The sequence below is a fragment of the Actinomadura sp. B10D3 genome (genome assembly GCF_039871695.1).
Classification (GTDB): domain Bacteria; phylum Actinomycetota; class Actinomycetes; order Streptosporangiales; family Streptosporangiaceae; genus Spirillospora; species Spirillospora madurae.
In genome coordinates this window covers 368,711-394,487 of the sequence record NZ_JBDPLY010000003.1, presented here as the reverse complement: position 1 = coordinate 394,487, position 25,777 = coordinate 368,711, and the positions used below count along the sequence as shown (strand labels likewise).

18 protein-coding genes and 1 tRNA gene are annotated in these 25,777 nt (G+C 71.9%); 6 read left to right on the top strand and 13 right to left on the bottom strand.

Annotation, left to right across the window (positions count from 1 at the left end):
- The first annotated feature begins 2 nt into the window (after window positions 1-2).
- Window positions 3-890 (top strand): inositol monophosphatase family protein, encoded by an 888-nt coding sequence (locus tag ABGB11_RS07930; protein ID WP_347630345.1) that lies wholly within the window; start codon window positions 3-5, stop codon window positions 888-890.
- Here ABGB11_RS07930 and ABGB11_RS07925 read toward each other — a convergent pair.
- Window positions 880-2,106: an SLC13 family permease gene (locus ABGB11_RS07925; RefSeq protein ID WP_347630343.1), complete on the bottom strand. Its 1,227-nt coding sequence runs from the start codon at window positions 2,104-2,106 to the stop codon at window positions 880-882. The genes ABGB11_RS07930 and ABGB11_RS07925 overlap by 11 nt on opposite strands.
- 68 nt (window positions 2,107-2,174) lie before the next feature.
- On the opposite strand from ABGB11_RS07925, the gene ABGB11_RS07920 reads away from it, so the two are divergent.
- A complete protein-coding gene (locus tag ABGB11_RS07920) occupies window positions 2,175-8,024 on the top strand; it encodes a TIR domain-containing protein (RefSeq protein ID WP_347630341.1) in 5,850 nt (1,949 codons plus the stop codon).
- A gap of 11 nt (window positions 8,025-8,035) precedes the next feature.
- On the opposite strand, the gene coaE is transcribed toward ABGB11_RS07920, so the two are convergent.
- The 6 genes from coaE to polA form a co-directional block, all read right to left on the bottom strand.
- Window positions 8,036-8,635 carry a dephospho-CoA kinase gene (gene coaE / locus ABGB11_RS07915; protein ID WP_347630339.1) on the bottom strand — a complete coding sequence of 200 codons (600 nt, stop codon included), beginning with the start codon at window positions 8,633-8,635 and terminating at the stop codon, window positions 8,036-8,038.
- Between the two features lie 16 nt (window positions 8,636-8,651).
- A complete protein-coding gene (locus ABGB11_RS07910) occupies window positions 8,652-9,143 on the bottom strand; it encodes a GNAT family N-acetyltransferase (RefSeq protein ID WP_347630337.1) in 492 nt (163 codons plus the stop codon).
- A gap of 185 nt (window positions 9,144-9,328) precedes the next feature.
- Window positions 9,329-11,281, bottom strand: a complete 1,953-nt coding sequence (locus ABGB11_RS07905; RefSeq protein WP_347630335.1) for an endonuclease/exonuclease/phosphatase family protein — start codon at window positions 11,279-11,281, stop codon at window positions 9,329-9,331.
- Between the two features lie 238 nt (window positions 11,282-11,519).
- Window positions 11,520-12,998, bottom strand: a complete 1,479-nt coding sequence (gene rpsA / locus ABGB11_RS07900; protein WP_347630333.1) for a 30S ribosomal protein S1 — start codon at window positions 12,996-12,998, stop codon at window positions 11,520-11,522.
- Between the two features lie 237 nt (window positions 12,999-13,235).
- Window positions 13,236-14,360, bottom strand: coding sequence for a polysaccharide deacetylase family protein (locus tag ABGB11_RS07895; RefSeq protein WP_347630331.1), 1,125 nt, complete (start codon window positions 14,358-14,360; stop codon window positions 13,236-13,238).
- A gap of 351 nt (window positions 14,361-14,711) precedes the next feature.
- Entirely contained in the window at window positions 14,712-17,402 is a 2,691-nt protein-coding gene (gene polA / locus ABGB11_RS07890; RefSeq protein WP_347630329.1) for a DNA polymerase I, read from the bottom strand.
- A 138-nt stretch (window positions 17,403-17,540) separates the two neighbouring features.
- Between polA and ABGB11_RS07885 the strand changes: the two genes are divergently transcribed.
- Window positions 17,541-17,912: a hotdog fold thioesterase gene (locus ABGB11_RS07885; RefSeq protein ID WP_347630560.1), complete on the top strand. Its 372-nt coding sequence runs from the start codon at window positions 17,541-17,543 to the stop codon at window positions 17,910-17,912.
- A 262-nt stretch (window positions 17,913-18,174) separates the two neighbouring features.
- Entirely contained in the window at window positions 18,175-18,750 is a 576-nt protein-coding gene (locus tag ABGB11_RS07880) for a DUF4352 domain-containing protein (RefSeq protein ID WP_347630327.1), read from the top strand.
- Window positions 18,751-18,840: 90 nt separating this feature from the next.
- On the opposite strand, the gene ABGB11_RS07875 is transcribed toward ABGB11_RS07880, so the two are convergent.
- The 6 genes from ABGB11_RS07875 to ABGB11_RS07850 form a co-directional block, all read right to left on the bottom strand.
- Window positions 18,841-19,635, bottom strand: coding sequence for an ABC transporter ATP-binding protein (locus tag ABGB11_RS07875; protein WP_347630325.1), 795 nt, complete (start codon window positions 19,633-19,635; stop codon window positions 18,841-18,843).
- The gene (locus ABGB11_RS07870; protein ID WP_347630558.1) at window positions 19,625-20,365 is read right to left on the bottom strand and encodes an ABC transporter ATP-binding protein; all 741 of its coding nucleotides are present in this window, start codon (window positions 20,363-20,365) and stop codon (window positions 19,625-19,627) included. The genes ABGB11_RS07875 and ABGB11_RS07870 overlap by 11 nt, the downstream gene beginning before the upstream one ends.
- A gap of 47 nt (window positions 20,366-20,412) precedes the next feature.
- Window positions 20,413-21,570 (bottom strand): branched-chain amino acid ABC transporter permease, encoded by a 1,158-nt coding sequence (locus ABGB11_RS07865; RefSeq protein WP_347630323.1) that lies wholly within the window; start codon window positions 21,568-21,570, stop codon window positions 20,413-20,415.
- Window positions 21,567-22,532 (bottom strand): branched-chain amino acid ABC transporter permease, encoded by a 966-nt coding sequence (locus tag ABGB11_RS07860; RefSeq protein WP_347630321.1) that lies wholly within the window; start codon window positions 22,530-22,532, stop codon window positions 21,567-21,569. Before ABGB11_RS07860 ends, ABGB11_RS07865 begins: the two co-directional genes overlap by 4 nt.
- Before the next feature lie 91 nt (window positions 22,533-22,623).
- Window positions 22,624-23,799, bottom strand: coding sequence for a branched-chain amino acid ABC transporter substrate-binding protein (locus ABGB11_RS07855; RefSeq protein ID WP_347630319.1), 1,176 nt, complete (start codon window positions 23,797-23,799; stop codon window positions 22,624-22,626).
- Between the two features lie 287 nt (window positions 23,800-24,086).
- Entirely contained in the window at window positions 24,087-24,671 is a 585-nt protein-coding gene (locus ABGB11_RS07850; RefSeq protein ID WP_021597332.1) for a response regulator, read from the bottom strand.
- Between the two features lie 118 nt (window positions 24,672-24,789).
- Here ABGB11_RS07850 and ABGB11_RS07845 point away from each other — a divergent pair.
- Both ABGB11_RS07845 and ABGB11_RS07840 read left to right on the top strand, forming a co-directional pair.
- Window positions 24,790-24,866: transfer RNA gene (locus tag ABGB11_RS07845), tRNA-Leu, on the top strand.
- A gap of 100 nt (window positions 24,867-24,966) precedes the next feature.
- The gene (locus tag ABGB11_RS07840; protein ID WP_347630317.1) at window positions 24,967-25,749 is read left to right on the top strand and encodes a helix-turn-helix domain-containing protein; all 783 of its coding nucleotides are present in this window, start codon (window positions 24,967-24,969) and stop codon (window positions 25,747-25,749) included.
- Window positions 25,750-25,777: the final 28 nt, after the last annotated feature.

Below are 25,777 nucleotides of genomic sequence, written 5' to 3'. Positions count from 1 at the left end.
CGATGAGACCCACGACCCCGGCGGAGGCCCTTCCGGTCGATCTCTCGGAGGCCCGCCGCGTGGCGGTGGAGGCGGCCGAGGCGGCGGGCGCCCTGCTCGCCGCGGGCGTGGGCGGGCCGCTGGGGGTGCGGGCGAAGGGCACCGGCGGGGACGTGGTGACGGAGCTGGACACGGCCGCCGAGGACCTGATCGTGGGGCTGCTGCGGGCGGCGTACCCGCGGCACCGCATCATCGCGGAGGAGTCCGGCGTCCTCGACGGCGCGCCCGGCGAGGACATGGTGTGGCTCGTCGATCCGCTGGACGGCACCAACAACGTCGCGATCGGCATGCCCGTCTACGCGGTGGGGCTGGCGTTGTGCTTCCGCGCCGAGCCCGTCCTCGGCGTCGTCCATGACCCGGTGTCGGGGCGGACGTGGTCGGCGGTGCGCGGCTGGGGGGCGCGCGGACCGGCCGGGAAGCCGCTCACGCTGCCCGCCCACCCGCGTCCGGGGCGGGCGAAGAACCCGGTCCTGGCCTGGACGCAGGGCCACGCGGTCGGCCCGGACGACCAGACCGCCTTCGCCCTGCGCTCCTCCCTGGAGCGCCGGTGCGCGCGGATGCTTCAGCTGTGGGCGCCGCTGGTGGGGTGGGCGATGCTGGCGCGCGGCGACATCGACGGGATCGTCGGCTACCTGCCGGAGATCGTGGACCTGCCCGCCGGCGCCCTGCTGGCCGCCGAGGCGGGCGCCGAGCTGCGCCGGCTCGACGGGAGCCCGTACCGGCTGGAGATCGACCGTCCGGCGTCCGAGCTCGGGTTCGTCGCGGCGCGCCCCGACCTGCTCGACCGCCTTCTGGAGACGGCCGCGGAGGCGGGGCGGCCCCACCGGGTGGCCAGAGGCCTCACCGGGTGAGCCAGAGGGCACCGACCGAGGCGGCACAGCCCGTCACCGCCAGGACCGTGCCCGCGAGGACGAACTTCTTGATCGGCACGCGGACGTCCCAGCGCCGGCACCACTCGAACCACAGCAGCGTGGCCAGCGACCCCCACGGGGTGATGACCGGCCCCACGTTCGTCCCGGTGAGCAGGGAGAGCAGCTGGTCCCTGTTCGCCGGCGGCACGGCCGACTCCCCCGCCACGTAGGCGGGGAGGTTGTTGAGGACGTTCGACAGCCCCGCCCCGGCGAACGCGGCCCGGAACGCCCCGGCCAGGCCGCCGTCCTCGCCGACCAGGCCGCGCATCACGTCGTCCAGCCCGAACCGCTCCAGGGCGGGCACGACGAGGAACAGCCCGGTGACGAACACCATCAGCTGCCAGGGGATGAGCGACGGGCGCAGGGCCGACCGGTCGCGCACCGCGAAGGCGGCCACGGCCACGGCGGCGGCGACCGTCGCGGCGACGCCGAGCTGGATCCCGGTGTGGACGCCGCCGAGGATCGCCCCGATGAACAGCAGGCACGCCGCCCCGGTGGCGGAGAACAGGACGCGGTCGCCGACGGGCGCCGGGGCCGGCGTCTCGTAGGTGTCCTCGCCGCGCATGCGCCTGCGCCAGTAGAACCACCACAGCAGCGCCATCGTGACGGCCAGGACCGCCAGCTGCGGCGCCCACATGCGGGCGGCGAAGGCGCGGGTCTGCAGCGCCACCCGGTCGGCGGCGAGCAGGTTGGTCAGGTTGGACACCGGCAGCAGCAGGCTCGCGGTGTTGGCGAGCCACACCGTCGTCATGGCCAGCGGAAGCGTCGCGATCCGCGCGCGCGCCGCCAGCGCCAGCATGACCGGGGTCAGCAGGACGGCGGTCGTGTCGAGGTTGAGGAAGATCGTGGTGAGCGACGCGAACGCCACGCACAGCAGGAAGAGCGCCGCGTAGTTGCCGCGCCCGGCCCGGGCCATCCGCTGCGCGATCGCGTCGAAGACCCCGGCCTCCTTGGTCAGCTCCGCCAGGATGATGACGCTGAACAGGAAGAGCAGCAGCGGCGCGATCCGCTCCACGCTGGAGCGCGCCGTGGCGGGGGGCAGGAGGCCGGTGGCCACGAACACGACGCCGAGGGCGAGCACGCCGACGCGGATCCAGTCGAGGACCCCGAGAGAGGCGGCGGCGCGGCGCAGGGTCTCGGACCGAGGGGACTGCACGCGCGCCATGATCCCATAGGCCCCGCGCCGCGCTGACGCCCGCGCTCCGGCCGCGCGATACTGGCGGCATGACACCCCCCGGCCACCCCCAGGAGCGCCCGACCGACTTCTTCATCAGCTACTCGCCGGCCGACGAACGGTGGGCGTCCTGGATCGCGTGGCAGCTGGAGGCCGCCGGGCACCGGACGATGATGCAGGCGTGGGACTTCGTGCCCGGGACGAACTTCATCGACTTCATGGACCGGGGCCTGTCGGAGGCCAAGGCCGTGGTGGCGGTGCTGTCGCGCAACTACCTGCGGTCCCGGTACGGGCGGCTGGAGTGGACGGCGGCGCTGCGGGCCGACCCGGACGACCCGGCGCGCAAGCTCGTCACCGTCCGCATCGAGGACTGCCCGATCGACGGCCTGCTGTCCACGATCACCTACGTCGACCTCGTGGGCGTCGACGACCCCGACGTGGCGCGGGGGCTGCTGATGCGGCGCATCCGGCAGGCCCTCGCGGGCCACGCCCGGCCCCTGGACGGCCCCGGCTTCCCCGGCGGCGGCTCCTCGGCACCCGGCAGGACGGAGCCGCTCCCGGGCCGCCTGGAGCCGTCTGAGAGCGTCCAGGGCCCCTCCAGGCACGGGCAGGACCCGTCCGGGGAGCGTCCCGCCCGCCGGGCCCCCGTCGCCGCGCCGGCGTTCCCCGCGGCCGGCGCCGGGGACGAGCCGCGCGAGCGGCTGAGCGTCCTGCACGTGTCGGGGCCCCGGTTCGGCCGCACCCTCGCCGAGCCCGGCGAGCCCACCACGGCCGCGGAGCTGCAGGACCGGATCTGGAGCGACGTGACGCGGCTGGCCGACGCCGGGGTGCCGCGTCCCGACCTGCTCGTCGTGACCGGCAACCTCACCCACTCGGGCAGCCGCAAGGAGTTCGCCGAGGCGCTGTCGTTCCTGACGAGCCTGCGCGCCCTGCTGGGCCTGGAGGCGCAGCGCGTCGTCGTCGTGCCGGGCACCCACGACGTCACCCGCGCGGCCTGCCAGGCGTACTTCTCCAGCTGCGAGGCCGACGACATCGAGCCGCAGCCGCCGTACTGGCCGAAGTGGCGGCACTTCGCGAACCTGTTCAAGGAGTTCTACCAGGGCATCGACGCGCTGATCTTCGACAGCGCCCAGCCGTGGACGCTGTTCCCCGTCCCCGACCTGAAGGTGGTCGTGGCCGGGCTCAACTCGACCCTGCCGCAGACGCACCGGGAGGAGGACCGGTACGGGCGCGTCGGCCAGGCGCAGGCCGCCTGGTTCAACGAGCGGCTCCGGCACTTCGAGGACGAGGGCTGGCTGCGCCTCGGAGCGATCGAGCACACCCCCATCCCCGGCGAGCCCGGCGCGCTGCGCGACCCCGAGACGGTGGAGTCGCTCCTCGGCGGCCACGTCGACCTGTTCTTCCAGGGGACGGAGTCGGAGTTCGGCGCGATCCCCCTGCTCGGCGGCGGAGTCCCGTCCGTGCCGGCGCTCGGCCCCGGCCGGCACCAGACCATCGTCGTGCGCAGGGACGGCCTGGAGAGGTGGATCCCCGAGGCCGCCGCGCGGCGCGGCCCGGAACGCCTCGAACGGGCCTGGCCGAAGGTGGACGGAACGTTCCCACCGTCGCGCACGGAGGCGCCGCCCGCCCCTCCCGTCCCGGAGCTCGGCCCGGGGGCCGACGGCGGCGCCGACCCGGTCCCCGATCCCACGGCGCGCCTGCTCGACCGTCTCACCGAGGCGTGCGAGACGCGCTTCGAGCGGGCGACCATCCGGCGCGTCGTCCCGCCCGCCGGCCCGGACGGCCGGCAGGACCCGCCGCACCTGCTCCTCACCCACCTGGAGGACGGGTTCGTCCGCCAGTACCGCGTCGGCGCCCATGTGGGGCAGGTGACGGAGGAGGACGTGGACGCGTTCGTCCGGCACGTCCACGCCGACGGGACCGACCACGGCTCGGAGCTGGTCTACCTGGGGCCGGCCCCCGCGCGGTCGGTGCGCGACGACGCGCTGCGGCGGGGCATCCGCGTGCGCAGCCTCACCGAGTTCCAGGGCCTGGTCGACCTGTCGGAGTACGTGACCGCCCAGACCGGGCGGCTCTCCGCGGAAGGCCTGTACCCGCCGTCCCTGTACGTCCCGCAGCGGTACCGGAACCTCGACCGGCTGCGCCCCGAGACCGGCCCGGCCGAGGAGGGGTCCGCGGCCGGCGTGCACGAGGACGTCGTCGGCGAGATGCTGCGGCTGCTCGCCGCGGACCACGGGCGCTTCCTGCTGCTCCTCGGCGACTTCGGCCGCGGCAAGACGTTCGCGCTGCGCGAGCTGGCCCGCCGCATCCCCGAGGAGCTGCCGCACGTCGTCCCGATCCTCATCGAGCTGCGGGCCCTCGACAAGGCGCACTCGGTGGACGGCCTGGTCGCCGCGCACCTGGCCAACCACGGCGAGGAGCTGATCGACCTCAAGGCGTTCCACTACATGCTCCGCCAGGGGCGCATCGTCCTGCTCTTCGACGGGTTCGACGAGCTGGTGACGCGGATGACCTACGACCAGGCCGCCGACCACCTCGACACCCTGCTCCAGGCCGCACAGGACAAGGCCAAGGTCGTCGTGGCCAGCCGGACGCAGCACTTCAAGTCCCAGGCGCAGGTGCTGACCGCCCTCGGCGAGAAGGTCGGCGTGCTCCCGCACCGGCGGGTCCTCGGCCTGGAGGAGTTCACCCCGCCGCAGGTCCGCTCCTACCTGGTGAACCGGTACGGGAGCGAGGACGCCGCCGAGGCGCGCCTCGGCCTGCTGGCCGGCATCGAGGAGCTGCTGGCGCTGACGTCCAACCCCCGGATGCTGTCGTTCATCGCCGACCTGCCCGACGACCGGCTGCGCGCGGTCGCGCAGGCCCGCCGCGCGGTCAGCCCGGCCGACCTGTACCACGAGATCCTCTCGTCCTGGCTCGCCTACGAGGCCGACCGGGTCGGCGGCGCCGGCGGGCCGTCCGGGCTGAAGAGCGACGACATGTGGAAGGCCGTCGGCACGCTCGCGCTGCGGCTCTGGGAGGGCAACGAGCAGTTCCTGCGGCTCGCCGAGCTGGCCGACGTCGCCGACACGCTCACCGGGCTCGCCGGCGGGCGGATGTCGCCCCACCAGGTCACGCACGCCGTCGGCGCGGGGAGCCTGCTCGTCCGCACCCCCGAGGGGCTGTTCGGCTTCATCCACACGTCGGTGATGGAGTGGCTCGTCGCGCGGCACATCGCCGACGAGTTCGCCGGGGGCGCCGAGCCGGCCGTGCTGGGCCGCCGCGCCCTGACCCAGCTGATCGTCGACTTCCTGTGCGACCTCGCCGACACCCGCGCCTGCCAGGCCTGGGCGGCCGGCGTGCTCGCCGACCCCGGCGCCGAGGACGCCGCCCGCGCCAACGCGATCCGCATCACCACGCGGCTGCGCACGCCCGCGCACACCGACCTGCGCGGCGCCCACCTGCAGGGCGAGGACCTGTCCTACCGCGACCTGCAGGAGGTCGACCTGACCGGCGCCGACCTCACCGACGCCCAGCTCGTCGGCGCGAACCTGTCGCGCGCCGTCCTGCGGGACGCGTCGCTCGCGGGGGCGCGCCTGGACGAGGCGAAGCTGGCCGGCGCCGACCTGCGCGGCGCCGACCTGTCCCGGGCCCGCCTCGCCCGCGCCGACCTGCGGGACGTCGCCGTGGACGGCAGCCGCTGGACCCGCGCCGCGCTCGTCGCCGCCGACCTGCCCGACCGGATCGCCGCCGCGCCCGAGCTGCGCGAGGCCGCCGTCGCGCCCGGCCGCCCCATCGACCTCCAGGTCGCCCCGGCCGCGGTGGGCGTCCCCTACGGGTTCCACTTCCAGACCAGCCGGCTCCCGCAGCCCCTCGCCTACAGCCCGGGAGGGTCCGTCGTCGCCATCGGCAGCGAGGACGGCGGCGTCCTCGTCTGCGACGCCGTCACGGGCACCCCCCTGCGCGCGCTCCAGGGCCACACCGACCGCGCCTACGCCGTCGCCTTCGACACGGCGGGCAACGTCCTGGCGAGCGGGTCCGCCGACGGCACCGTCCGGCTGTGGGACCTCGCCACCGGCCACGGCACGCACACCCTCCCCGTCCACCCCGACGGCGTGTGGCCCGTGGTCGTCGGCGGGCGCTCCGAGGCGGGCAACGACCTCGTCGCGGCGGGCGCCGCCGACGGGACCGTCCGCATCTGGGACGTCGTCTCCGGCGTCCGGCTGCACGAGCTCGCGGGGCACACCGCCCCCGTCTACACCGCCGTGTTCGACCCGGCCGGCTCCCTCATGGTCACCGGCGACTCGGGCGGCACGCTGCGCGTCTGGGACCTCGCCACCGGCGCGCTCCTGCGAGAGCTGACCGGCCACCGCGGCGCCGTGTTCCGCGCCGTGTTCCACCCGGACGGCTCCCTCCTCGCCGCCGGGGACGAGGCCGGCGTCGTCCGGCTGTGGGACATCCGCACCGGCGAGATCGGGCAGGAGCTCCTCGGCCACACCGGGCGCGTCTACGCCATCGCGTTCCACCCCGACGGCACCCTGCTCGTCACCGGCGACACCGACGGGTCGGTCCGCCTCTGGGAGGCCGGCCGGCAGCGGGCCGTCCTGTCCGGCCACGGCGGCGGCATCTACCAGGCGACGTTCAGCCCGGACGGCGGCCGCCTCGCCACCGCCGACAGCGCCGGGTCCGTCCGGCTGTGGGACCCGCGGACCGGGCGGCAGCGCCTCGAACTCGCCGGGCACCGCGGCGCCGTGTGGCCGTTCGCGTTCCGCCCCGACGGCGCCCAGCTCGCCACCAGCAGCAACGACGGCACCGCCCGGCTCTGGGACGCCGAGACCGGCCAGTGCCGCACCGTGCTGCGCGGCCACGGCCGCCGCGTCACCGGCGTCGCGTTCAGCCCCGACGGCGGCATGCTGGCCAGCAGCGGCAACGACGGCCTCGTCCGGCTCTGGGAGCCGCGCACGGGCCGGATGATCCGCGAGCTGCGCGGCGTCGCCGACAACCTCACCGCCGCCTCGTTCAACACCCGCGACTCCCAGCTCGCCACCGCCACCAACGACGGCGGCGTCCACCTGTGGCAGGCGGGGACCGGCCTGTTCGAGCGCGAGCTGAACGTGGAGACCGACCACGTGTGGGCGCAGGCGTTCGCCCCCGCGGGCGACGTCCTCGCCACCGCCAACGACGACGACTCCGTCCGGCTCTGGTACTGGACGACCGGCCGCGAGATCGTCAACCTCGCCGACCACCGCGGCCGCGTCCGCTCCATCGACTTCCGGCCGGGCGGCGACCTGGTCGCGACCGGCTGCGACGACGGCCTCGTCCGGCTGTGGCACCCCCGCACCGGCGAGCTGACCGCCGAGCTGCGCGGCCACACCGACCGCGTCTACCAGGTGGCCTTCTCACCGTCCGGCGAGACCCTCGCCAGCGCGAGCAACGACGGCACCGTCCGCCTCTGGGACCCCTCCACCGGGGAGGCCCTGCACACCCTCGCCGACCACGCCGGCCGACTCTGGACGACCGCGTTCCACCCGTCCGGGTCCATGCTCGCCAGCGCGGGCGACGACCTGGTCGTCCGCCTCTGGAACCCCTCCAGCGGGCGCCTGCTGCACACCCTCGCCGGCCACACCCGCCGCATCTGGTCGGCCGCCTTCAGCCCGGACGGCTCCCTCCTCGCCACCGCCGGCGACGACGGCGCCATCATCCTCTGGGACGTCACCGACCACACCGCCCCCGCCCGCCGCACGACACTCCTCGGCCTGGCCGAAGGCTGGGCCGCCCTGGCGCCCGACGGCCGCTACAAGTGGCAGGGCAACGCCACCGCCGAGTTCTGGTACGCCGTAGGCATGTGCCGCTTCGAACCCGGCGAACTGGACCCCTACCTCCCAGAAGTCCACCGCCTCCCCCTGGACGCCCCCTTCTAGCGGGCCCTCCTCTAGGAGGCGGCGCGGCGGGTCAAGGTTTCCCAGAGGGCGTCCACCTGGTTCTTCAGGTCGTCCAGGGTGCCGGTGTTGTCGACGATGTGGGTGGCCACCGCGCGGCGGGCCTCACGGGACGCCTGGTTCGCCATGCGGGCCCGGGCGTCCTCCTCGGTCATGCCGCGACGGGACACCAGGCGGTCGAGCCGGGCCTCCTCGGGCGCGTCCACGACGACGACCTCGTCGTACATGCCGGCCAGGCCGTTCTCCGCCAGGAGCGGGACGTCGTAGACGACGACCGCGTCATCGGGTGCGGCGTCCATCAGCTCCTGCATCCGCTCCCCCACCAGGGGGTGGACGATCGCGTTCAGTGCGGCCAGGCGCTCCGGGTCGTTGAAGACGATCTTGCCGACCTTCTCGCGGTCGAGGGCGCCCGATGGCAGCAGCACGTCCTCGCCGAACTCGGCCACGACGGCGGCGAGGCCCGGGGTGCCCGGCTCGACGACCTCGCGGGCGAGCTTGTCGGCGTCGATGACCACCGCGCCGTGCTCCTCCAGGCGCGCGGACACCTCGCTCTTGCCGGAGCCGATCCCGCCGGTGAGTCCCACTTTCAGCACGGGCTCACCCTAGCCGTCAGGCCTTTCCCACCGGGACGAGGGGCTTGCGCATGTGGACGAGCGTCAGGTGCGCGGCGACGCGCTCGCGGTGCGTCTCGCTGTAGCCGAGGCGGCGGTACAGCCGCAGGTTCGCCTCGCTCAGGTGGCCGGTGAACAGCACGCACGCGTCGGCGCGGCCGGCGACCTCGCCCTCCAGCGCCGCCATCAGGCGCCGCCCGATGCCGCGGCCCTGCAGGTCGGGGACGACGACGAGCCGGCCCACCAGGCACGTGTGGTCGCTGAACTGGGCGCGGACGGCGCCGACGAGCCGCCCGCCGAGCACCGCCTTCAGCACCACGGCGTCGCCCTCCAGCACCTTCCGCAGCTGGTCGCCCGACTCGACCAGCGGCGGGATGAACGGGTCGCCGTACAGCTGCGCCTCGGCGACGTACGCGGCCCGCTGGACGGTCATCAGCTCGCCCGCGTCACCGGGGGCCGCGCGCTCGATCGCGACCGTCAGTTCGTCCATGGGCCCTCTCCCGGCGGGGGGCCTGCCCCCGGGCGGTTCGCTTCGCTCATGCGCCGTCTCGGTGGGGGGCGACCCCCCACACCCCCCGGTTCGCTTCGCTCATGCGCCGTCTCCCGTGGGGGGCGACCCCCACACCCCCCGGTTCGCTTCGCTCATCTGATGACCCTAGTGCCGCCCGGGTCCGCTCACCGGCCGATCCGGACCGTCACCGCCACCGGATAGTGATCGGACGCATCCGACACGGGCACCCCGTAATCGGTGACGAGCACCCCGTCCGATCCGAAGACCCAGTCGGTGCTGGCGCCGTCGGACCTGGTCGGGTACCCCTCGCCGCCGATGGCGGTGTTGCGCAGGTCGGTGCCGTCGGTCATCGCGTTCAGCTCGCGGCTGCCGGCGCCCGCGTTGAAGTCGCCGCCGATGAGGGTGCGGGGCGCCCCGCCCCAGGCCCGCAGCAGCGTCGCGATCGACCGGAGCCGCTCGTCCACCTGGTCGTCGCCGCCCTCCAGGTGCGTCGACCACACGTCCATCGTGGTCTTGCCGACGGCGAGCCGGGCCCACACGTAGCCGCGGATCTGCGACCAGTCGCCCTTGCGCATCCGGCCCGTCCCGGAGCTGCGCACCGGAAGCGACGTCAGGATCGCGTTGCCGAACTGCCCGTCGGCGGCCGGACCCCAGATCAGCTTCATGCCGAGGCGCCGCGACAGCCAGACGCCGACGTCGGTGGTGCCGGACAGCAGCGACCCCCGCCCGGCCTCCTGCAGCAGGACGACCTGGGCGCGCTGCCCCTCGATGACGCGGGCGATGCCCTCCGGGTCGAGCCGCCCCGACTGGCTGACCGCGTCGTGGATGTTGTAGCTGAGCACCCGCACCTGCCCGTTGGCGGGCGCCGCCGGGGCGTCCCCGTCCGGGGCGGCCACGGTGAACACCAGCGTGCCGATCAGCAGCGCCAGCGCGGCGGCGCCGGCGGTCAGCGCGCGCAGCGGCGCGCGGGCGGGCAGCGGGCCGCCGCGGGCCGCCGCGAACGCGGCGAGGGCGCCGAGCAGGATCCCGGCGAGGCCCGGCAGCACGTTGTTCGGGAACGGCAGCGGCGACACGGCGCTGACCTGGTACGGGATCAGGATCGCGGCGATGAGCAGGCCGCCGAGCGCGGCGCCGGCGTCCACCCGCCACACCGGTCCGCCGGCCCCGGAGCGGCGCAGCGGCGCGCGGCACGCCACGGCGAGCAGCCACGCCGACAGCACCTGCCCGACGATCACGATGGGGACGACCTCGACGCCGGAGAGCGCGTACGTCCCGGCGACGGCGCCGGCCCCGACGCCGAGCAGCGTCCCGCCGAACACGCAGACGCCGCCCGGCACGGCGCGCACGGCGAGCCCGGACGCCAGGAACGCCAGGGCCAGTCCCTGCCCGGCGACGATCGCGATGTGCGCGCCGGTCAGCGACTGCCAGCCCGACGAGGCGATGAACGCCGGGCTGGACAGGACGAGGACCTGCAGCGCGAGGAACGGCCCGAACGCGGCGGCGCCGACCGCGTCCCGCCAGGAGATCCCGGGCGCGGTGACGGGACCGGACGAGAGCTCCCGGTAGAGCGCGGCGGCGCCGACCGCGACGAAGGCGAGGCACGCCAGCCAGGGGCCCACGCCGTCGCGCCACACCGGGTCCCACGTGGCGAAGCACATCCGCACGGCGGAGTCGATGGACAGGCCCGCGACGGTGGCCGTGGCGAAGCCGACGCCGGACAGGCCGCGGGCGCCCTCGTACAGCGCCGCGACGGCGATCATGCCGATGGCGGTGCCGGCGAACGCCAGCCAGGTGCGCGGGTCGATGGCCTGCGCGAGGAGCCGGACGGCGAACAGGCCGCCGATGCCGGCGATGAGCAGTGCGCGCGGGCCGGCGGCGCGGCGGATCAGCGGCGCGGCGAACCCGGCGAGGTAGATGATCGCGACCCCCACGGCGGCCGCCGCGGTGCCGGTCTGGTCGGCGAAGTGGTCGAGCTGGGGCAGCGAGAACCGCAGGGTCTGCGCGAGGACCGCGACGGTGACCGCGATCAGCGCGAGCCTGGCGGGGCCCTGCGGGACGATCGAGGGTCCGGCCGCGGCGGGGCCGCCTGTCCTCGTGCCTACGTCTGTGCTGGCCAATTGAACGAGTGCTCCCGGGGGACGAGCGGACCTGCGGGACGGGCGGACGCGCCTGGGCTGCGCCTCCGGCGGCGACGGATTGTCGCCGACCTCCCGAGGAAGGCCATCGTGGCGCAACTCAAGCACGGCCGGAGGCCGATCCAGAAGATCGTTCTCCGGCCGTGTCCGGGACGTTCGGCGGGCCGCCGCGCCGGGCCGCGGGAGCGGCCGGGCGCGGCGGGCGCGCGTCAGCGGGCCGTCACTGGCCGCCGGAGAGCTTCTCCCGCAGCGCCGCGAGCGCCTCGTCGGTGGCCAGGGCGCCACCGCCGGACTCGCTCTCGCCGCCGCCGGAGTAGGAGGTCTCGCCGCTGGGGGCCGCGGGCTCGGCGCCCGCCTCGGCCTCCGCCTTGCGGGCCTCCTCGATCTGCTTGCGGTGGGCGTCGAAGCGGGCGCGGGCCTCGGCGTACTGCCGCTCCCACGTCTCGCGCTGCTCGTCGAAGCCCTCCAGCCACTCGCCGGTGTCGGCGTCGAAGCCCTCGGGGTACTTGTAGTTCCCCTGCTCGTCGTACTCGGCCGGCATGCCGTACAGGGTCGGGTCGAAGTCCTCTTCCTCGATCCCGGCGGCGCCCTCGTTGGCCTGCTTGAGCGACAGGCTGATGCGGCGCCGGTCGAGGTCGATGTCGATGATCTTCACGAAGATCTCGTCGCCGACCTGGACGACCTGCTCGGGGATCTCCACGTGGCGCTCGGCCAGCTCGGAGATGTGCACCAGGCCCTCGATGCCCTCCTCGACCCGGACGAACGCGCCGAACGGCACCAGCTTGGTGACGCGGCCCGGCACGACCTGGCCGATCTGGTGGGTGCGGGCGAACTGCTGCCACGGGTCTTCCTGGGTCGCCTTGAGCGACAGGGAGACGCGCTCGCGCTCCATGTCGACGTCCAGGACCTCGACCGTGACCTCCTGGCCGACCTCGACGACCTCGGACGGGTGGTCGATGTGCTTCCAGGACAGCTCGGAGACGTGCACCAGACCGTCGACGCCGCCGAGGTCGACGAACGCGCCGAAGTTGACGATCGAGGACACGACGCCCTTGCGGACCTGGCCCTTCTGCAGGGTGTTGAGGAAGGTCTGGCGGACCTCGCTCTGCGTCTGCTCCAGCCAGGCGCGGCGGGACAGCACCACGTTGTTGCGGTTCTTGTCCAGCTCGATGATCTTGGCCTCGAGCTCGCGGCCCACGTACGGCTGGAGGTCGCGCACGCGGCGCATCTCGACCAGCGACGCGGGCAGGAAGCCGCGCAGGCCGATGTCGAGGATGAGACCGCCCTTGACGACCTCGATGACCGTGCCGGTGACGATGCCGTCCTCGTCCTTGATCTTCTCGATCGTGCCCCAGGCGCGCTCGTACTGAGCGCGCTTCTTGGACAGGATCAGCCGGCCCTCCTTGTCCTCCTTCTGGAGGACGAGGGCCTCGACGTGGTCTCCGGTGGAGACGACCTCGTTCGGGTCCACGTCGTGCTTGATGGACAGCTCGCGCGAGGGGATGACGCCCTCGGTCTTGTAGCCGATGTCGAGGAGGACCTCGTCACGATCGACCTTGACGACAGTGCCTTCGACAATGTCGCCGTCGTTGAAGTACTTGATGGTCTCGTCGATCGCCGCGAGGAAGGCTTCCTCGGACCCGATGTCGTTGACCGCTACCTGCGGGGTGGTCGAGGTGGCCTCGGTGCTGCTCGTCATGTGTCGGCTGGCTCCGGTACGGACATGGAAGTCGTATGGGGTTGTGCGCGGAGGGCCGTTTTCCGCCCTGCCGAAGACCGGAATGGAACGCGGTCGCCGCCGCGTCAGTACACCGAACCGTTGTCGCCGACCTGACCGAGCGCGAGCCTGCTCCGTCCGAAGCGCGCGCAGGCCCACAGCGCAGCGATCAGGATATGGGACCGATCTCCCGTGGTCAATCCATCGGGACGGCCGCGATCAGTACATGCGCGCCCTGGCCCGATACTCCTTGGCCAGCCGGTCCTCGGCCGCCTTGGGAAACGTCACGGTGTTCGGGTCACCGTCAGATGTGTACCGCTCATCGGGATTCTTGTCCAGGTATTCGAGCCACGCGGTGGAACAGTACCGCGTGCAGTCGTTCTCTTTGATCTTGCCCTCGGAGCGGACGCGGTCGATGTTCCAGCGGTCGAAGCCGTCGTCGAACGGGGACAGGGCGGGCTTCCAGCCCGCGAGGAAGAGCCCCTGGAAGGCGTAGCGGTCGCCCTGCTTCTCGGCCCACGCCTTCTTCCTCGGCACGGCCCCGAACGGGTAGGCGAACGTGGTCGTGTGGGCCCCGGTGAGCCGGACGATCCGGTCCTCCATGTCCCCGATCTCCTTGTGCACCTGCTTTTCGGACATGCCGCTGAGATTCGGATGGGACACCGTGTGGTTGCCGATCTCGAACCCGTGCTGCGCCAGCCACTTCAGCCCCGCGGCGGCCTGCGCGTCCTGCATTCCGAAGAGGTCCTTGTTCAGGTAGAACGTCGCCACCGGCCGGAACCCCGGGTTCTCCCGGGCGACCTGCATGAGGATCGCGACGGCGGTGTCCGGCGCCGGGTTGCCCTGCGCGTCGAGCGCGAAGTGGCCGGGCGTGCTGTCGTCGAACGTCAGGACCACCGGATGCCTCCCGGCCGGGACGTCGAACCGCGCGCCGACGAACTCCGCCGCCGTGATCGGGTAGTAGCCGTCCTTGGCGAGGCCGGTCAGCTCGTCGTACAGCTCCTTGGTCGTGCGGTCCAGCGAGAGCTCCGCCTTCTTCAGGATCCGGTGGTACATCAGCACCGGGACCTGCCCCAGCTCGTTCGCCTCGGCCGCCACCGCGGCCGGCGCCGCCGCGAGGATCGGCGCGGTGGCCGCCACCGACGGCGCCCCGCTCGCCGGCGTCCCCGGCGCGGGCGTCTGCCCGGCCTTGGCCGCCCGCGCGCCGGCCGCGGCCCCGGACGCGGACGCGGCGCGCCCGGCCGCGTCCCGTCGTTCGCGTTCCCTCCGGTCCCCGGGAAGCACCAGCCCCGCGACCACGGCGCAGACGATCACGACTCCAGCGATCTTGTGAAGGAGAGGCACGTTTCCCCCGCCGGTAGACCCGAACAGGACCAGGGGGGACAGCGTACGACCCCCGGGACATCCGCGGACACCTACCGTCGTACCCGCATGATCCCCACGGCCCACCTCCACCCAGACCCGCATCCCACCAAGTCCGAATTAAGGAGTGCCCACTACCCCAACAACCCTGGCCACCGCAGCACCACGCAACAACCTGGGGGACCGCGATCGCGTCCGAAGGCAGGGGCAAGCGAAGCGAGACCCTGATCGCGAAGCGAGCCGCACGGCGAGTCGAAGCGATGCCAGCGATCGCCCGCGTTTCTCGACGATGGAGGGCGCCCAGCGCCCGAAGGAGGAGAGAAATGCAGAAAACTAATGCGCCGCCTCCTGCCACGTGCGGCCGGTGCCCATCGACACGCTGAGCGGCGCGCGGAGCGCGTAGGCGCCGGCCATCTCGGCGCTGACCAGCTCCTTGAGGTCGTCCAGCTCGCCGGGGGCGACCTCGAGGACGAGCTCGTCGTGGACCTGGAGGAGCATGCGGGAGGCCAGGCCGGCGGCGCGCAGGGCGCGGTCGACGTTGAGGCTGGCCACCTTGACGATGTCGGCGGCGGAGCCCTGGATGGGGGCGTTGAGGGCCATCCGCTCGGCCATCTCGCGGCGCTGCCGGTTGTCGGAGGTGAGGTCGGGCAGGTAGCGGCGGCGGCCGAGGATCGTCTCGGTGTAGCCCTCCTGGCGGGCCTTGGCGACGATGTCGCGCAGGTAGTCGCGGACGCCGCCGAACTGCTCGAAGTACTCCTCCATGAGGCCGCGGGCCTCGTCCGGGGAGATCCGGAGCTGCTGGGACAGGCCGTAGGCGGACAGGCCGTAGGCGAGGCCGTAGTTCATCGCCTTGATCCGCGCGCGCAGTTCGGAGTCGATCTGCTCGGGCGGCAGGCCGAAGACGCGGGACGCGGTGATGGTGTGGAAGTCGGCGCCGGAGCCGAACGCCTCCAAAAGCGCCTCGTCCTCGGACAGGTGCGCCATGATGCGCAGCTCGATCTGCGAGTAGTCGGCGGTGAGCAGGGACTCGTACCCCTCGCCGACGACGAACGCCTCGCGGATCTGCCGGCCCTCGGCGGTGCGGATCGGGATGTTCTGCAGGTTCGGGTCGGTGGACGACAGCCGCCCGGTGGCCGCGATCATCTGGTTGAACGTCGTGTGGATGCGCCCGGCGTCGTCGGCCATCGGGATGAGCGAGTCGACGATGCTCTTGAGCTTGGCCACCTCCCGCCAGCGCAGGATGTGCTCCAGGACGGGGTGCGGCTCCTTCTCCAGGAGCGTCGTCAGGGCCTCGGAGTCGGTGGTGTAGCCGGTCTTGGTGCGCTTGGTCTTGGGCAGGTTCAGCTCGTCGAACAGGACCTGCTGGACCTGCTTCGGCGAGCCCAGGTTGAAGTCGTGGCCGACGGCGGCGTGGGCCTGCTGCTCCTGCTCCTTGACCTGGCCGCCCAGGGAGGCCGACAGGCCGGCGAGGTGGTCGGTGTCGACCGCGATGCCCGCGCGCTCCATGCCGGCCAGGACGCCGACGAGCGGCAGCTCCACCTCGTGCAGGAGGCGGGTGGCGCCGCGCTTGTCGAGGTCCCTGTCGAGGACGTCGGCCAGCTCGGCGACGGCGCGCGCCCGGACCGCGAGGGCCTCGGCCGCCTCCTCCTCGCCGGAGCCGTCCAGGGTGAGCTGGCCCGAGTCCTCGGTCTCGCTGCGCAGCTCGCGGTGGAGGTAGCGCAGGACGAGGTCGGCGAGGTCGAAGGTCCGCTGACCGGGCAGCGCGAGGTAGGCCGCGAGGGCGGTGTCGCTGGTGACGCCCTCCAGCCGCATGCCGCGCGCGGCGAGCGCCAGCATCGGGCCCTTGGCCTCGTGGATCGCCTTCGGGCGGGCCGGGTCGGCGAGGTGGGCGGCCAGGGCGCGCTCGTCGTCCTCGACCAGCTCGGTGGGGTCGATGTGGACGGCCGGGCCCTTCTTGGACGCCAGCGCCAGCGCGGTGATCTCCCCGGTGCCGCGGCCCCAGCTGCCGGTGACGGCGATGCCGGTCCGCTCGCCGGCGTTGGCCTCCAGCCAGGCGCCGAGCGCGCCGGGCTCCAGCGCCTCCACCTCGACGTCGAAGCCCTCGTCGGCCTCGGGCTCGGCCGCGGAGATCGAGGCGTACAGCCGCTCGCGCAGCACCCGGAACTGCAGCGAGTCGAACAGGGTGTGGATCTCCTCGCGGTCCCACTGGCCCATGGTCAGCTGCGGCGGCGTCAGCTCCAGGCCGACCTCGGTGTCGAGCTTGTTGATCTGGTGGTTGCGCAGCACTCCGGCGAGGTGCTCGCGCAGGTTGTCGCCGGCCTTGCCCTTGATCTCGTCCACCCGGGCGACGAGGGTGTCGAGGTCGCCGTACTTGGTGAGCCACTTCGCGGCGGTCTTCGGGCCGACCCCCGGCACGCCGGGCAGGTTGTCGCTGCTCTCCCCCACCAGCGCGGCGAGCTCGCGGTACCGCTCGGGCGGGACGCCGTACTTCGCCTCGACGGCGGCCGGGTCCATCCGGGCCAGCTCGGACACGCCGCGCACCGGGTACAGGATCGTGACGTCGGCGTTGACGAGCTGGAAGGCGTCGCGGTCGCCGGTGACGACGAGGACCTCCATGCCCGCCCCCGCGGCCTGGACGGACAGCGTGGCGATGATGTCGTCGGCCTCGAACCCGGCGACCGACAGGCGCGGGATGCGCAGCGCGTCCAGCACCTCGAAGATCAGGCTGACCTGGCTGCGGAACTCGTCCGGCGTCTTCTGCCGCCCCGCCTTGTACTCGACGTACTGCTCGTGCCGGAACGTCGGCTCGGAGCGGTCGAACGCCACCGCGATGTGGGTCGGCTGCTCGTCGCGCAGGACGTTGATGAGCATCGAGGTGAAGCCGTACACGGCGTTGGTCGGCTGCCCGTCGGTGGTGGAGAAGTTCTCCACGGGCAACGCGAAGAACGCCCGGTAGGCCAGGGAATGCCCGTCCAGCAGGAGGAGCCGGTCACGCTTGTCAGGGGTCGTTGCCGTAGTCACCACACCAGGACTCTAGTCTGCGCGTACGACAGTTTTGTGGAGGCGTAAGTGACTGACACCGACGGCGCGGGCCCGCGGGACCCGGGCGCGAAGATCCACGCCGGGGACGGGCCCGGCGCGGAGGGCGACCTGGCCACGTCCATGGGCGTGGAGTACCTGGAGGCGTCGGCCGAGCGCGTCGTCGGCCGCATGCCGGTGAAGGGCAACACCCAGCCCCACGGGCTCCTGCACGGCGGCGCCTCCTGCGTCCTCGCCGAGTCGCTCGGCTCCTACGGCTCCGCCCTGCACGCCGGGCCGGGGCGCATCGCCGTCGGCATCGAGATCAACGCCACCCACCACCGGTCCGCCACCGAGGGGTACGTCACCGGCGTGGCGACCCGCCTGCACGGCGGCCGCACCCTCGCCACCTACGACATCGTCATCACCGACGAGCAGGACCGGCGGGTCTGCACCGCGCGCCTCACCTGCATGCTGCGGGACGCTCCGTCCGGCGACGGACCGTCCGGAGCTTGATCCTCGCTTTCTTTGCGGTGCACGCCCCGGGGTCTGTAGCGTGGATGGGAACGGCCCGGGATCACCGAGTAGACAACGTACGCGCCCGGGGAAGGTTCGTACGGCCCCAAAGGTGATCCCGGGTCAACGTGTGTCCGGGGACGGATCCGGCCCCCTGACCCCGGCATGACGACACCGGTATAGGTAGATCACCGGTTGCGGTTGCGTTGCGAAACGTTCCGGGCCGTTCACCGGCGCCCGGCACCGGACGTACGTTCCGGGCATGCGCCACCGTGACACGCGCACCCGCCGCCGCCCGGCGGGCGCACCCCTGGCGGGCGCCGCCCTCTCGCTGGCCGCGGCCCTCCTGCTCCCCGGCTGCTCGGACTCCGGCCACGCCACGGACCCGCCCACCTACAAGATCCCCGCGGAGAAGGCCCGCGACGGCGAGAGCGTCCCGCAGGGCAAGACCGGGCGCAGCGCCGAGATGCGCTTCACCGTCGTCGGCTTCCGGACGGGCATGACCGACGTCATGGGCACCCACGCCGCGATGGACGCGAAGGGCGCCTTCACCCGCATCCGGCTGCTCGCCGTCAACACCGGCCGCGACATCCAGGTCTTCGACACCTGGAAGCAACGCCTCGTCACCACCGACGGCCGCGCCCATTCACCCGACGTCAACGCCACCATGATCAAACGCCAGCCCGAGCGGCTCTCCGTCGGCTCGTCCATGCGCGTCGAGTTCGACCTGTGGTTCGACCTCGCCCGAGGCGCGAAGGTCAAGGCCGTCCGGCTCTACGGCTCGCCTCCGGTCGGCGCCGTCAGCGACCCCGCGCCCGCCGAGATCGCGCTGCCCTGAGCGTCTCCCCCGGACGCGAGCGCCCGCCCGTCCGGACGAACCGGTCGGGCGGGCGCGCACATCCTGCCAGCGCCTCGGCCTACCAGGCCTTCAGAGGGACTTCCCCTTTCCCGGGTCGTCCGCGGACTCGGAAGGTGCCGCGTCCGGCGGGGCGTCCGCCGCCTCGGCCGCGTCCTCGCCCATCTCACCGCCCAGGTAGGCGGCGCGGACCTGCGGGTCGTCCAGCAGCTCCTGCGCGGGCGCGGCCTTCACGACCCGGCCGGTCTCCAGCACGTACGCGCGGTGCGCGATCTGGAGCGCCTGCTGGGCGTTCTGCTCGACCAGCAGCACCGTGGTGCCGCGCCGGTTGATCTCCTCGATGATCGAGAAGATCTGCTGGACCAGCATCGGCGCCAGGCCCATCGACGGCTCGTCCAGCAGCAGCACCTTCGGCTTGGCCATCAGCGCCCGCCCGATCGCGAGCATCTGCTGCTCGCCCCCGGACATCGTGCCGCCCGCCTGCGACTTGCGCTCCGCCAGCCGCGGGAACAGCTCGTAGGCCTCCGCCAGCTCCTTCGCCGCGCTCTCCTTCCGGGCGTAGGCGCCCATCAGGAGGTTCTCCTCCACCGTCATCCCGGGGAAGATCCCGCGCCCCTCCGGCGCCTGCCCGATCCCGGCCGACACGCGCTTGTGGCCCGGCATCCGGCTGATGTCCCGGCCGTCGAACCGGACCGCGCCCGACGACAGGTTCCGCAGCCCCGACACCGTCTTCAGCGTCGTGGTCTTGCCCGCGCCGTTCGCGCCGATCAGCGTGACGATCTCACCCTGGTCGACCGACACCGAGATGCCCTTCAGCGCGGCGATCTTTCCGTAGTGGACGTGGATGTCCTCGATCTCAAGAAGCATCGGCCGGAGCCCCCAGATACGCCTCGATCACCCGCGGGTCGTTCTGCACCTCGGCCGGCAGGCCGTCGGCGATCTTCTGCCCGAAGTCCAGCACCGCGACCCGGTCGCTGATCCCCATCACCAGGCTCATGTCGTGCTCGATGAGCAGGACCGTCACCCCGGTGTCGCGGATCCTGCGGATCAGGTCCTGGAGCGCGGTCTTCTCCGCCGGGTTCATGCCCGCCGCCGGCTCGTCCAGCAGCAGCAGCCGCGGGTTCGTCGCCAGCGCCCGCGCGATCTCCAGGCGCCGCTGGTCGCCGTAGGGCAGGTTCTTCGCGGCCTCCTCGGCCCGGTGCGGGATCCCGACCAGGTCCAGCAGCTCGCGGGCCCGCTCGCGGCCCTGGCGCTCCTCGCGCCGGTGCCACGGCAGTCCCAGCGACGCGCCGGCAAGGCCCGTCCTGTGATGGGCGTCCGTGCCCACCAGGACGTTCTCCAGCGCCGTCATGTTGTGGAACAGCCGCACGTTCTGGAACGTCCGGGCGATACCCAGCTTCGTCACGACATAGCGCTTCTTGCCGTCGATGCGCTTCCCGCCGAACACCACCTGGCCCTCGGTCGGCCGGTACACGCCGGTGGTCACGTTGAACACCGTCGTCTTCCCGGCGCCGTTCGGGCCGATCAGCGCGAAGATCTCCCCTTCACGGATCGTGATGTCGACCTTGTTCAGCGCCACGACGCCGCCGAACCGCATGACGACGTCCCGCAGCTCCAGGACCGGCGCGCGCTCGTCCTTCCCGCTCACTTGCCCACCTCCGCGGCCTCGGACTGCCCCGGCCCGGCGACCTCGGCGCCCATGCTGCCCATTCCGCCGGTGCCCTCCGCCAGCTCGGCCTTCCGCCGCCGGGACGGCCACAGGCCCTCCGGACGGAAGATCATCATCAGGACCAGCGCGCCGCCGAAGATCAGCATCCGGTAGTCGTCCAGGAACCGGAACCGCTCGGGCAGCCACGCCACCACGAACGCCCCGAGGATCGCCCCGGGGATGTTCCCCGAGCCGCCCAGCACGACCGCCGCCAGGATCAGCGCCGACACGATGAACTCGAAGTTCGCCGGCAGGATCGACGTCTGCTTCGCGGCGAACACCACGCCGCCGCTGCCGCCGATCGCCGCGCCGATCGCGAACGCCGCCAGCTTGAACTTGAACGTCGGGACGCCCATCAGCTCCGCGGCGTCCTCGTCCTCCCGGATCGACGCCCACGCGCGGCCGACCCGCGAAGCGTCCAGCCGCCGGACGAAGATGATCGCGACGATGATGAACACCAGCAGCAGGTAGTAGTACGGCCGCGAGTCCAGCAGGCCGTACTTCAGCGGCTGAACGCCGAGGATCTCGAACTCCGACAGCGACGGCGGGTGCGGGATGCCCTGCACGCCGCGCGGCCCGTTCACGAAGTCGCTGTTGTTCGCCGTCCGCTTGACGATCTCACCGAAGCCCAGGGTCACGATCGCCAGGTAGTCGCCGCGCAGCCGCAGCGTCGGCGCCCCGAGGATCACCCCGGCGAGCGCCGAGAACAGGATCGCCAGGACGAGCGTCTCCCAGAAGCTCCAGTGGTACCGCACCGCGAAGATCGCGATGGTGTACCCGCCGACCGCGTAGAACGCGACGTACCCGAGGTCGAGCAGGCCGGCCATGCCGACCACGACGTTCAGGCCGAGCGCCAGCAGCACGTAGATGGCGATCTGGTCGCTGAGCATCGACGGCCAGTTCGCGCCGCTCGGCGCCATGAAGCTGCCGATCGACTCGCTGGGCAGGAAGACCGCGCCCACGACGAGCAGGCCGTACACCGCCCACCGCTGCCATCCGGGAGCACCCGCCCACCAGGTCCGCAGCGGGTCGAGGGACAGGCCGGAACCCGGCCGGCCTCCGTTGCCGTTTCCGTTCTTCTTCGTGAGGTTCATGCGCGCGCCTGCTGGAGAGACTCACCGAGGATGCCGGTGGGACGGAACATCAGGACCAGGATCAGCACGGTGAACGCGACCACGTCCCGCCACTCGGAGCCGAACAAGCTCGAACCGTACATCTCAAGCAGACCGAGGACGAAACCGCCGGCGAGCGCGCCGCGGATGTTGCCGATCCCGCCGAGCACCGCCGCCGTGAACGCCTTGATGCCGAGCAGGAAGCCCACGAAGTAGTTCGTCTGCTCGAAGCGCAGGAAGTACAGCGCCGCCGCGACGCCGGCCATCACACCGCCGACCATGAACGTCACCGACACGACGCGGTCGATGTTGACGCCCATCAGCACGGCCGTCTCCGGGTCCTGCGCCGTGGAGCGGATGCCGCGGCCGAGCTTGGTCCGGTTCACGAACTGGTCCAGCGCCACCATCATCAGCACCGCGCCGAAGAAGATGATCAGCTTGTCGTTGCTGATCTGGATCGGCCCGACGTCCACCACGTCGGTGAGCTTCTTGAAGTGCTCGTCGACCGGGAGCTTCCCGCCCTCTTTCGAGGTTCCGAAGACCCGGTGCACGACGACCGTCGCGAACAGCTGCTGGATGAAGATCGAAGCCCCGATGGCCGAGATCAGCGCCGCGAGTCTCGACGCCCCTTTCTTGCGGAGCGGTCTGTACGCCGTCACCTCCAGGAGCATGGCGCCGCCGCCGGCGACCGCACCGGCCACCACCGCGCACAGCACCACCACCCCGATCAGCGCGAACCCGCCCACCGAGTCGACCCCCAGCGAGCGGACCGTCCACAGGGCCGCGAAGGTGCCGACCATGAAGATGTCGGCATGTGCGAAATTGATCAGCCTCAGCACGCCGTAGACCATCGTGTAGCCCAGCGCCAGCAACGCGTAGATCGCGCCCAGCGCCAGCCCGTCGATGGTCGACGGCCAGAATTGATTGATGAAGTCGTCGAGCACCGTAGGTCGCCTTAGTCAGAGAGAAGGAGCGGGAACGCTGTAGCGCTCCCGCTCCCGCGCCATCAGGGTCCCGTAAGGGCGTCCGTTACGCCTACGAGACCTTCGCTTCGTTGCTGTTCCCGAGGAGGGGCAGCTTGTTGCCCTCCACCTCGTAGATGTAGATGTCCTGGGTGGCGAGCTCACCGTTGTCGGCGAACTTGATCTGCTTGCCGACACCCTGCACGTCGACCGACTTCAGGAAGTTGTTGATGTCCTCGGGCTCGGTCTTGCCGGCCTTCACGGCCTCGATGAACGCCGTCGCCGCGTCGAAGCCCTCGGTCGAGTAGATCGCGACCTCGGAGCCGAACTTGGCCTTGTAGTCGTCGGCGAACTTCTTGGCCTTCGGGTTCGTCTTGCCCTCGGCGTCGATCAGGCAGCCGCAGCTGATCAGCGTGCCCTGCGCGTTCTCCTGGCCGGTGCCGTCGATCAGGCCGGTGGCCAGCGACCCGTCGCCGGACATCATCTTGCCCTTGTAGCCGCCCTCGCGCAGCTGCTTGAACAGCCGGCCCGCGACCGCGTAGTAGCCGCCGAAGTACACCAGGTCCGGCTTGAACTGGTTGATCTTGTTGACCGTCGAGGAGTAGTCGGTGCCCTTGTCGTCGACCGCGTCCTTCTGGGTCTGGGCGCCCTTCTCCTTGACCGCCTTCTCGATGGCGTTCGCGAGGCCCAGGCCGTAGTCCTGGTTGTCGGAGACCAGGAAGACCTTCTTCACCTTCAGCGAGTTGGTCGCGAAGGCGCCGACGCCGGCGCTCTGCGCGGCGTCGTCCGCCACCACGCGGTGCCAGTACTTCCAGCCCTTCTCGCCCAGCGTGATGTTCGTCGCCGACGGCGAGACGCTCGGGACCTTCGCCTCTTCGAGGATCGGGCCGACGCTCTGCGACTCACCCGAGAACGCCGGGCCGATCAGGCCCGCGATCTTGTCGTTCTTGACCGCGCCCAGCGCCAGCGAGGTGGCCTGCTCCGGCTTGCCCTGGCTGTCGTAGGTCTTGAGCTTGATCTTGGTCTTGGGGTTCGTGGCGTTGTACTGCTCGATCGCCAGCTGCGCGCCCTGCTTGGGCGGGATCACCAGGCCCGAGTTCTCGCCGGTCAGGTCACCCATGAACCCGATCGTGACCTCGTCGCCACTGCCACCGGAGTCGCTATCGCCGTCACCACAGGCCACGGCGCCGAGCGCGAGCGCCGCGCTCACCGCCACCGCGCCGGTGATCCTCATCATGTTGCGCCGCAAGGTGCCCAACCTTTCCATCCGGATCCGGGAGGGGATCGGGTACGAGTCAAGCCCCGACGCCGCCGCCTCGGATGAAGGAAACGGTCACTCGGGGACCAGCTATGTCGTACACCGTCGACCCGCCCCATAACAGGACCCCCGGATCGAAGGGTTACTCGTTCGTTACGCCCCTGTGAGCTTCCGATACCCGCCATTGCCTGGGACGATTACCCAGGGTGACGTCCAGCGACCAGTCCGGTACGTCCGCTTTGGACCTTGACAACGCCGGGGATGCCGGGGACGGCGCGTCAGCCTGCGGCGGGCTCTCCCCGGCCGCCGGAGGCACCCGCCACGACAGCCTCGGCGACGGCCCGCATCGTGAGCCTCCGGTCCATCGAGGTCTTCTGGATCCAGCGGAACGCCTCGGGCTCGGACCAGCCGTGCGCCTCCTGCAGCAGCCCCTTGGCGCGGTCCACCACCTTGCGGGTCTCCAGCCGCTCCTGCAGCCCGGCGACCTCGGCCTCCAGCGCCCGCAGCTCGGTGTACCGGCTCACCGCCATCTCGATCGCGGGCGCGAGGTCGGTCTTGGAGAACGGCTTGACGAGGTAGGCCATCGCGCCCGCCTCCGTCGCCCGCTGGACGAGCTCGCGCTGGGAGAACGCGGTGAGGATCACCACCGGGGCGATGCGGTCCGCGGAGATCCGCTCGGCCGCCGAGATCCCGTCCAGCACCGGCATCTTCACGTCCAGGATCACCAGGTCGGGCTTCAGCTCGCCCGCCAGCCGCACGGCCGTCTCGCCGTCGCCGGCCTCCCCGACCACCTCGTAGCCGTCCTCCTGAAGCATCTCCTTCAGGTCCAGCCGGATCAGGGCCTCGTCTTCCGCGATCACCACTCGCCGCGTGCTCTCCACACCACGACCCTACCGAAACCCGCTACCCTGGTCCCCGTCAGGGCTCCCGCCGAACCCTCCCTGACCCGGCCACCCTAATGTCCGGAAAATCCGGATAAATGCCCCGATAGCCCAAATGGCAGAGGCGATGGTCTCAAACACCATTAAGTGTGGGTTCGAATCCCACTCGGGGCACCACTAGGCGAATCATCACCTATCCGGTCCTGCGCACATGACGCCGGACGGTTCAGGGTCATCGCGAAGCGGTTCTGTCGTAGGCGTCGGCGACACTGTGCGCATGTACGACCTCACTGTGCGTCATCGCGCCCTGATCTTGCTGGAACAGGGCCATTCCATCAGCGACGTAAGCCGCCGGACGGGTGCTTCGCGCTCCGCGATCCGGGAATGGCGGCTGCGGACCGAACAGGGGCGCGATCTCTATGGCACGCCTTACCAACCCTGCCCGCGCTGCTCGCCGATCCCGAGGGCACCTGAGCCGAAGAGCTCCTACGCCTACCTGCTGGGCCTCTACTTAGGCGATGGCTGTATCAGCCCGGTGAGCGACCCTGCGAAGCAGGTATGGGCTCTTCGTATCGTTTGTGCGAACGCCTGGCCGGGGCTCATCGAGGAGTGCGTCACAGCGGTCCGTGCCGCCCGGCCGGGGAACAAGGTCCGGGTCATACCCAAGATCGGCTGCGTCGAGGTCAACAGCCACTCCAGGCACTGGCCCTGCCTCTTCCCGCAGCACGGCCCGGGCAAGAAGCATGAGCGGAAGATCGAGCTGAGGCAATGGCAGCAGGAGATCGCGGACGAGTTCGCCGAGGACTTCATCCGCGGCCTGCTCCACTCGGACGGATGCCGTTTCGTCAACCGAGTCCGGCGGCCGCTCAAGAACGAGGATCGCTGGTACGAGTACCCCCGTTACAACTTCGCGAATGTGTCGCGAGACATCCAGCGGCTGTTCACCGGCGCGCTGGATCGGCTCGGCATCGCGTGGACGCAGATGAACGAGAAGAACATCTCGGTGGCGAAGCGGGAGGCGGTGGCGCGGCTGGACGAGTTCGTAGGGCCGAAGTACTAGGGACGACGGTGTCCTGAGCGAGGTGGAA

Coding starts and splice junctions, on each gene's coding strand:
- rpsA (WP_347630333.1), bottom strand. CDS start 12,998: ATGACGAGCAGCACCGAGGCCACCTCGACCACCCCGCAGGTAGCGGTC.
- ABGB11_RS07920 (WP_347630341.1), top strand. CDS start 2,175: ATGACACCCCCCGGCCACCCCCAGGAGCGCCCGACCGACTTCTTCATC.
- ABGB11_RS07865 (WP_347630323.1), bottom strand. CDS start 21,570: ATGAACCTCACGAAGAAGAACGGAAACGGCAACGGAGGCCGGCCGGGT.
- ABGB11_RS07930 (WP_347630345.1), top strand. CDS start 3: ATGAGACCCACGACCCCGGCGGAGGCCCTTCCGGTCGATCTCTCGGAG.
- ABGB11_RS07880 (WP_347630327.1), top strand. CDS start 18,175: ATGCGCCACCGTGACACGCGCACCCGCCGCCGCCCGGCGGGCGCACCC.
- ABGB11_RS07840 (WP_347630317.1), top strand. CDS start 24,967: ATGTACGACCTCACTGTGCGTCATCGCGCCCTGATCTTGCTGGAACAG.
- ABGB11_RS07870 (WP_347630558.1), bottom strand. CDS start 20,365: ATGCGGTTCGGCGGCGTCGTGGCGCTGAACAAGGTCGACATCACGATC.
- ABGB11_RS07875 (WP_347630325.1), bottom strand. CDS start 19,635: ATGCTTCTTGAGATCGAGGACATCCACGTCCACTACGGAAAGATCGCC.
- ABGB11_RS07885 (WP_347630560.1), top strand. CDS start 17,541: ATGGGCGTGGAGTACCTGGAGGCGTCGGCCGAGCGCGTCGTCGGCCGC.
- ABGB11_RS07910 (WP_347630337.1), bottom strand. CDS start 9,143: ATGGACGAACTGACGGTCGCGATCGAGCGCGCGGCCCCCGGTGACGCG.